The sequence below is a fragment of the Actinoplanes sp. NPDC051633 genome (genome assembly GCF_040681735.1).
In the GTDB taxonomy this organism is placed as follows: Bacteria; Actinomycetota; Actinomycetes; order Mycobacteriales; family Micromonosporaceae; genus Actinoplanes.
The window spans coordinates 1-8,266 of record NZ_JBFAZH010000237.1 but is presented as its reverse complement, the minus strand read 5'-3'; the positions used below and the strand labels follow the sequence as shown (position 1 = coordinate 8,266).

General features: G+C 71.9%; 7 protein-coding genes. 5 read left to right on the top strand and 2 right to left on the bottom strand.

Translation table 11 applies throughout. The features are described from left to right. From AB0M20_RS15790 to AB0M20_RS15770, 5 genes are all read left to right on the top strand, one after another. Positions 1–250, top strand: a 250-nt coding sequence (locus AB0M20_RS15790) for a hypothetical protein (protein ID WP_364298605.1), incomplete at its 5' end; no start/stop codon positions are given. A 78-nt stretch (positions 251–328) separates the two neighbouring features. Beyond that, the gene (locus AB0M20_RS15785; protein ID WP_364298603.1) at positions 329–1,990 is read left to right on the top strand and encodes a GMC family oxidoreductase; all 1,662 of its coding nucleotides are present in this window, start codon (positions 329–331) and stop codon (positions 1,988–1,990) included. A 197-nt stretch (positions 1,991–2,187) separates the two neighbouring features. Further along, complete coding sequence (locus AB0M20_RS15780) at positions 2,188–2,532, top strand: Lsr2 family protein (RefSeq protein WP_364298601.1); 345 nt, start codon at positions 2,188–2,190, stop codon at positions 2,530–2,532. Between the two features lie 71 nt (positions 2,533–2,603). Next, on the top strand, positions 2,604–3,371 hold the full coding sequence (locus AB0M20_RS15775; protein ID WP_364298599.1) for an SDR family NAD(P)-dependent oxidoreductase: 768 nt from the start codon (positions 2,604–2,606) through the stop codon (positions 3,369–3,371). 79 nt (positions 3,372–3,450) lie between these two features. Further along, the gene (locus AB0M20_RS15770) at positions 3,451–4,515 is read left to right on the top strand and encodes an NAD-dependent epimerase/dehydratase family protein (RefSeq protein ID WP_364298597.1); all 1,065 of its coding nucleotides are present in this window, start codon (positions 3,451–3,453) and stop codon (positions 4,513–4,515) included. Between the two features lie 95 nt (positions 4,516–4,610). On the opposite strand, the gene AB0M20_RS15765 is transcribed toward AB0M20_RS15770, so the two are convergent. Next, entirely contained in the window at positions 4,611–5,195 is a 585-nt protein-coding gene (locus tag AB0M20_RS15765; protein ID WP_364298595.1) for a GNAT family N-acetyltransferase, read from the bottom strand. 70 nt (positions 5,196–5,265) lie between these two features. Further along, the coding region (locus AB0M20_RS15760) for an EAL domain-containing protein (RefSeq protein ID WP_364298593.1) at positions 5,266–8,266 on the bottom strand (3,001 nt) is incomplete at its 5' end.

The window sequence follows — 8,266 nt, the reverse complement described above, 5'->3', positions numbered from 1 at the left end:
CTCGACCAGCGCGGCGCGCAACGCGACGTCGGCCGGCGACCAGCGCGCCCGCACGGTCCGGCTGACCACCCGCGGCCGCGAGTCGATCGAGTCGGCCCGCCGGGCCCAGGCCGCCCTGGAGCGGGAGGTGATCGCCAAGGTCGGCGCCGACACCGTCACCGCGGCGAAGGAGGCACTCGCCGCGCTGCTCGAGTCGATCGGAGCGGCCGACCGCGTCCGCACCCGCAGCGTCCCCGCCCCGCCCGACTGACCGGCCGAACGGTTCAGGCCGCCCGAGGTGACCCGGCCTGTCTGGCGCGGCGCTTGTCGACCGCCTACCGTCGGCTGAATGAGGCGCTTGACGCACTACGACGTGGTGGTGGTGGGGAGCGGGTTCGGCGGCAGTGTCACCGCTTTGCGCCTCGCGGAGAAGGGTTACCGGGTCGGCGTGCTCGAGGCCGGCCGCAGGTTCACCCCCGAGACCCTGCCCAAGACCTCGTGGGACCTGCGCAGCTTCCTCTGGGCGCCACGGCTCGGCCTGCGCGGGATCCAGCGGATCACGCTGCTCAAGGACATCGTGGTGCTGTCGGCCGCGGGGGTGGGTGGCGGTTCCCTGGTGTACGCGAACACGCTCTACCAGCCGCCCGCGTCGTTCTTCGCCGATCCCCGGTGGTCCGGCATCACCGACTGGGCCCGCGAGCTGGAGCCCTACTACGAGCAGGCGTCGCGGATGCTCGGGGTGACGCTGCAGCCGTCGATGACCCCGTCCGACGTGGTGATCCAGCAGGTCGCCAAGGACATGGGGGTGGGCGGCACGTTCCGGCGTACCCCGGTGGGTGTGTTCTTCGGCGAGCCGGGCAAAACCGTGCCGGACCCGTTCTTCGGCGGCGCCGGTCCGGACCGCACCGGGTGCCTGGAGTGCGGCAACTGCATGATCGGCTGCCGGTTCGGCGCCAAGAACCGCCTCGATCTCAACTACCTGCACCTGGCCGAGCGGTCCGGCGCCGTGATTCACCCGGACACGACGGTGACCGCGCTGCGCCCCACCGAGCGGGGCTGGCGGGTGGAGACCCGCAACGGCACGTTCACCGCGGACGACGTGGTGCTGTCCGCGGGGGCGCTGGGCACCCAGCGCCTGCTGCACGCGATGAAGGACACGGGCGTGCTGCCCCGGCTGTCCGACCGGCTGGGCTCGCTGACCCGGACCAACTCGGAAGCGTTGCTGGGTGCCGAAGCGGCGCGCGTACCCGCCGAGCCCTTTTCGAAAGGGGTGGCGATCACGTCGTCGTTCCACCCGGACGACGAGACGCACATCGAGCCGGTGCGCTACGGGCCGGGCAGCAACGCGATGGGGCTGCTCTCGACGATGCTGGTGGACGGCGACGGGCGGCTGCCGCGACCGCTGCGCTTCCTGCGCGAGGCACTGCGCCACCCGACGATCTTCGTCCGGTCGCTGGGCACCCGGCGGTGGAGCGAGCGGACCATCATCGCGCTGGTCATGCAGACGCTGGACAACTCGCTGACGGTGCGGCGGACCCGCACCGGCCGGCTGACCACCCGGCCGGGCCACGGGCCGCAGAACCCGCGCTGGATCCCGGTCGGGCACGAGGCGGTGCGCCGGATCGCGGACATCATCGGCGGGTTCCCCGGCGGGTCGGTCGGCGACGTCTTCAACGTGCCGATGACCGCGCACATCCTCGGCGGCGCGACCATCGGGGCGTCGCCCGAGACCGGCGTGGTGGATGCGTACCACCGGGTCTACGGCTATCCGGGGCTGCACGTGGTGGACGGGTCGGCGGTGCCGGCGAACCTGGGCGTGAACCCGTCGCTGACGATCACCGCGCTGGCCGAGCGGGCGGTGGCGCTCTGGCCCAACAAGGGTGAGCCGGACGAGCGGCCGGCGATGGGCGCGGAATACCGCCGGTTGTCACCGGTCGCACCCCGCTCTCCGGCTGTTCCGGAGCACGCCCCGGCGGCGCTGCGATTGACCGTGCGACCGCAATCCGGCTAGGTCTTTAGTCCGGTCCGGCCATGTCAGAGGTGGCGATCGGGCTGCGGGCGGCTGAGTGGAAATGCGACATGCGGATGCAGCAATTTGCATAGGGAACCGTCGCGAGACAGAATGTTTCTCGGACAGTCATATTCGCGGTTCCGAACGCCGCGTAAGCATAGTCGTGACTCATTCGCCGTTACAGGAGCAGCCACACCATGGCCAAGCAGGTAATCACCCTTCTGACCGATGACCTCGACGGCGGGGAGGCGGACCGCACCGTCGAGTTCGGACTGGATGGGGTCAACTACACGATCGACCTCTCCGAAAAGAACGCCGGAAAACTGCGGAAGGCGCTCGACCCGTATCTGAACGTGGCCACCCGCGTCGGTCGCAGCGGCGGCGACGCCCGCGTGGCGCGCCGCGGCGGGGTCGCCACCGGACGCGCCAGCCGCGACCAGAACCAGGCGATTCGCGAGTGGGCGAGCAAGAACGGCTACGAGGTTTCCGAGCGTGGCCGGATCCCCAGCTCGATCGTCGAGGCATACCACAGCAAGCGTTAGATTTATCGCGTACAGATAACGACGCCGCCGGAACCGGCGGCGTCGTTTTTTATAGTTGCGGAAGGGCAACCATGACGGTGGTCATCGTGACCGGTGCGTCGAGCGGCATCGGAGAGGCGATCGCGCGACGACTCGGGCGTCCGGGAATGACCGTGGTGCTGGCCGCCCGCCGCGAGGCGGAATTGGCACAGGTGGCCTCGGCGATCGAGGGAAATGGCGGGGCCGCGGTGGCGGTGCCGACCGATGTCCGTGATCCGAAAGCGGTCACTGAGCTGATCGATCGGGCGCGCGCGGTGAACGGTCGCATCGACGCCTTGGTGAACAATGCCGGGGTGGGCGGGCCCGGGTCGATCCTGGCCGACGACGAGATCGTGGACCGGGTCATCGACGTGAACCTGCGCGCACCCATCCGGCTGATGCGTGCGGTCGTGCCGATCATGCGGGAGCAGCGCGGCGGGACGATCGTCAACATCGGATCGGTGGCCGGCGAGGTGGGCGTCAGCGGGATCTACTCGGCCACGAAGTTCGCGCTGCGCGGCATGACCGACTCGGTGCGCCGGGAGCTGCTCGGCACCGGGGTGACCGTGACGCTGGTCGAGCCGGGATACATCGGCACGCCGGCGAACCTGCGGAACCGGAAGAACCTGCCCGGGCCGGAGATCGTGGCCGCCGCCGTGGACAGCGCGATCAAGAGGCCCCGGCGCAGGATCATCGTGCCCGGCAAGTACCGCGCCGCGGTGCTGGCGGCCAACGCGCTGCCGATGCTCGCCGACCGGATCTACGCGGGCAAGCCCGCCAAGCGCGGCAGCCTAGGGCACCGGTCAGAGACCGGGCGGTAGTCAGGGAGGCGGGCAGACCCAGCGCACCGGCTGGGATCCACCCTGGGTTCAACCTCCATGCCTCGGGTACGCCATACCCATGCGGGTCGTGATCGTCGGAGTGTCGGGAAACGCCGGAACAGCCCTGGTACGCCGCCTCCGGCGGGAACCGGACATCTCGCTCGTCGGGGTCTCGCGGCGAGCGACCGAGATCGACGGGGTCGAGTGGCACTCCTGCGACGTCGGCGCCCCCGACGCCACCGGCCGCCTCGTCGAGCTCTTCGCCGGGGCCGACGCCGTCGTGCACCTCGCCTGGCAGATCCAGCCCAGTCACGACCAGCCGCTGCTCTACCGCACCAACGTGCTCGGCAGCCGCAACGTCAGCGAGGCCGCCGTCCGGGCCGGCGTCGGCGCGCTGATCGTCGCGTCGTCCGTCGGCGTGTACGCGCCCGGGCCGAAGCAGGTCTACGTGACCGAGCAGTGGCCGGCCACCGGAGTGCTCGGGTCCTCCTACAGCCGGCACAAGGCACTGGTCGAGCGGCTGCTGGACCGGGTCGAGAGCGACCACCCCACGATGCGCGTCGCGCGGCTGCGGCCGGGGCTGATCTTCCAGCGGCAGAGCGGGACCGAGATCGGGCGGTACTTCGCCGGGCCGCTGCTGCCGGCGCGGCTGCTGCGCTTCCAGCGGATCCCGGTGATCCCCGACCATCCGTCGCTGCGCGTGCAGGCGGTGCACGCGGACGACGTGGCCGACGCGTACGCGCGGGTGCTGCTCTCGGACGCCCGGGGCGCGTTCAACGTGGCGGCCGGGCCGGTGCTCGACCCCGCGCTGGCGGCCACGCTGTTCCGGAGCATCCGGGTGCCCGTACCCGGATCGGTCCTGCTGGGCGCCGCGGCGCTCTCCTGGTGGCTGCGACTGCAGCCGGTCGACGCCGGCTGGGTCGAGCTGGGCCTCAAGGCGCCGCTGATGTCCACCGACCGGATCGCGTCCGAGCTCGGCTGGCGACCGGAACACGACGCGGTGTCGGCGCTGCGCGAGCTGATCGACGGCATGGCCTCCCGCGCGTCCGCGGACACACCGCCGCTCTCCGGCGCACCCAACCTGCCGGGCCGGCTGGGCGGCCTGGTCCGCGGCCGCCTCCCGGGCTCGGGCAACCCGTACTAGGACCCGTCGAGGCGGCCCTGTCCAGGCGACCCTGCCGGAGTTTCAGAACGTCCGTGCGTGCATCGCCCCGCGCCCTTGGCGTCCGTGCCTGCGTTTCAGCCACGCGTCGGGGCCACCTCGCGCACCATCACGCAGTTGCCCAGGCCCTTGGGCCGGTCGTAGGTGAAGCCCGCACGCTCGTACATCGCGCGGGTGCCGTTGTAGATGAACGACGAGTTCTTCTTCCGGACGCCGCCGGTGTCGTGCGGGTAGCCCTCGACCCGGCCGCCGCCGGCCTGGGCGATCAGCTCGACGGCTCCGCGCAGAGCGATCGCGGCCAGGCCCTGACCGCGGAGGCGGCGCTCGACCAGGATGCAGGTGACCCGATAGTCGGGCAGGCGCCCGGCAGTGGCGAGGTACTCCTTGCGGTGATGGATGCCGGGCAGCTCCTCGGGTGATCCGAACTGCGCCCAGGCGACCGCCCGGTCGCCGTCGTAGACCAGCGCCGCGTGCGCCATCCCCTCGGCCACCAGACGTTGCTTGAACGCCCGGTTGTCCTCGCGGCTCGGGCCCTCCTCCGCACGGTCGGGGTGGAACTTCGTGCACCAGCAGCCGGCGAACATGCCCCCGTTCCGCTCGACGAGAGCGGCGAAGTCGTCGAAGGTCTCCGACGTGAGCGCCTTGATCGTGTAATCGGGCATGCCGGCAACCTAAACCGGATTGCGGACGTTCGCCGTCCGGTTGGTGGCCCGCAGGGCCTCGGCCGGGAGGCTACGCGGCGATCGGCTCCGGCACGGACAGCCAGGTCAGGGCCTCGGCGGCGGTCATCGGGCTGGAGTACAGGTAGCCCTGGCCCAGGGGGCAGCCCAGCTCGGCCAGCACCAGGCGGTGCTGCTCGCTCTCGATCCCCTCGGCGATCACCGTCAGGTTGAGCGAGCTCGCCAGGCCGACGATGCCGCTGACCAGCGTGACCTGCTGCGGGTCGTGGGCGATGTCGTCGATGAAGCTCTTGTCGATCTTCACCACGTCGATCGGGCGCTGGCGCAGGTAGCCCAGCGACGAATAGCCGGTGCCGAAGTCGTCGATCGCGATCCGGACGCCCATTTCCCGCAGCACCGCCAGGTCGGCCCAGATCCGCTCGTCGTCGCCCATCAGCAGCGTCTCGGTGATCTCCAGCATCAGCGCCTGCGCCGGCACCTCGTGGTATTCCAGCGCGTGCCGCACCTGCTCGACGAAGCCCGCCTGCCGGAACTGGCGGACGCTGACGTTGACGCTCACGTACGGGCTGCGGGCGCGGGGCAGCATGCGGCGCCACTGGGCGACCGTGTGCAGCGCCTCCTCGAGCACCCAGCGGCCCATCGGCACGATCAGGCCGCTCTCCTCGGCCACCTCGATGAACTGGTCCGGCGCGATCACCCCGCGCTGCGGGTGGTGCCAGCGGACCAGCGCCTCGAACCCGGCCGTGTCATTGGTCGCCAGGTCGATGATCGGCTGGTACTGCAGGATGAAGTGGCCCTCGTTGACCGCGTGGTCCAGCGCCGAGCGCAGCTCCAGCCGCTCGACCATCGCGCCGTGCAGGTGGTTCTGGTATCGCCGCCACTGGTTCTTGCCGGCGCCCTTGGCCACGTACAGCGCGAGGTCGGCCTGGCGCAGCAGCTCGTTGGCGGTGTCCGCCTCCGGCGTCGTGGTGATGCCGATGCTGGCCACCGCCTGCAGCGCCTCGCCGTCGACCATGATCGGCTCGGCCAGCGCGGCCAGGATCCGGCTGGCGGTCTCCTCCACCGCGCCCGGGTCCTGCACGTTCTCGACCAGCGCGGCGAACTCGTCGCCGCCGAGGCGGGCCGCGGTGTCGTCGGCGCGCAACGCGCCGGAGATCCGGTCCGCCACCGCCATCAGCAGCTGGTCGCCGACCGCGTGACCGAGCGTGTCGTTGACGATCTTGAAGTCGTCCAGGTCGATGAACAGCACGCCGACCACCGAGCCGTCGCGGGCGCCGCGGGCCAGCGCGTGCTCCAGCCGGTCGGCGAAGAGCACCCGGTTGGCCAGGCCGGTCAGCGAGTCGTGGAACGCCTGGTGGGTGAGCTCCCGCTCGAGGCTGCGCCGCTCGGTCACGTCGCGCATCGTGATGACCAGCCCGGCCACCGACTGGTCGGCGCGCAGATCGCGGCAGTGCAGCTCCAGCGTCACCTCGGTGCGCCGGCGGTCCAGCGCCCGGAAGTCCTGGCCCTGTTCGGGTCCTTGCCCGGCCCGGATCGCGCCGAGCAGCTCGTCCAGGCGACGGCGGTCCACGGGGTGGATGACGTCGGCGATCTGCACGCCCACCGGGTCGCCGCCCAGCACCGTGCCCGCGGACGGGCTGGCGTACCGGATCCGGTCCTCGTCGTCGACGATCAGGATCACGTCAGAGGTGTTCATCACCAGCGTGCGGAAGTAGGTCTCGCTGTTGCGGCGGGTGACCTCCTCGCTGAGCTCGATCCGCTCCAGCGCCAGCGCGACCTGGGTGGCCAGCACCTCGAGCGTCTGCTGCAGGCCGAGCAGCGCCCAGTGCGGGCCGCCGACGTGCAGCACGCCGACCAGCGGATCGCCGGTGGGCCGGTCCTTGAGCACCAGGGGGCAGCGCAGCACGGTGTTGAAGGCGGTCAGCCGGATCGCGACCGCCCAGTCGACGTCGCGGGTGGCGACCAGCCGCGCGGAGGTGCCGGAGAGGCGGTCCTGCGCGGCCTGAGCGGCGGCCTTCGCGCTGAGCGGCTGGTCCGGCTCGGCGATGGCCATCGCCAGGACCAGGCCGTGGGGTACGTCGGCCGGCAGCAGCTGGGCCACCGCCGTGCGGACCGCGGTGCCGACCTCCTCGGCGTCGGCCGCCGACACCAGCGCCGCCGACGCCTCGCGCAACGCCCGCTCGCGGGCCACGGCGAGCCGGTGGCTGGCCATGATGCCGGCCATCCGGGCCAGCACCAGCAGGAACGTCAACGCGCTGAGCCCGCCGACCACGGCCAGGTTCGGCACCTTGCCGTGCCGGCCGACCTCGACGATCAGCACGGCCGGCGCGACCAGCGAGGCCAGCGCGAGCAGCACCAGGCGCGAGCGGCCCAGGTCGCCGTTGGTCAGCGCGGACGGCTTGGTCAGCTCGATCATCGACGGGTGCAGGGCGGCGAGGCCGACCGCGGCGTAGAGCGGGATCCGGCCGAAGGCGGCCAGGAAACCCAGGTGCCCGCTCGGCACGATCAGGTCGTAGCCGATGTCGGCGACGAGCAGCGCGACGACGCCGGCGCCGAGCACCCCGGCGGAGACCAGGCGGCGGTTCGAGGTGGTCAGCAGGCGGGTCAGCATCGCCAGGCAGAGCAGGTCGCCGAGCGGGAAGGCGATCGCCGGCCAGTCGTCGGCCAGGCTCAGGCCCGGCCGGCCGAGCAGTGGAGAGATCGCGTACGCCCAGGCGAGCAGCGCCGCGCCCGAGGTCACGGTCAGGGCGTCCAGCACGCCGCCGCGGTCGCGGGCGCCGCCGGTGCGGATGCGCACGAACAACAGCAGCACCAGGGCGAGCAGCGGATACACGGCGATCAGCAGCCACTCGCCCGCGTCGGGTACCCACGGCACCGGGCGCACCATCCACGCCGGTGCGCGGTACGCCGCGGCGCCGGTTCCGGAGAGGGCGGCGGTGAGCTGCAGGAGGCGCCACGGCGCGGTCCGGGCCGGCTTGCGCCGTCGCAGGCCGACGATCGCCTTCCCGCTCGGCGACCTGCTCTGCCTGGCGATGCTGACCCGCCTGCTGACC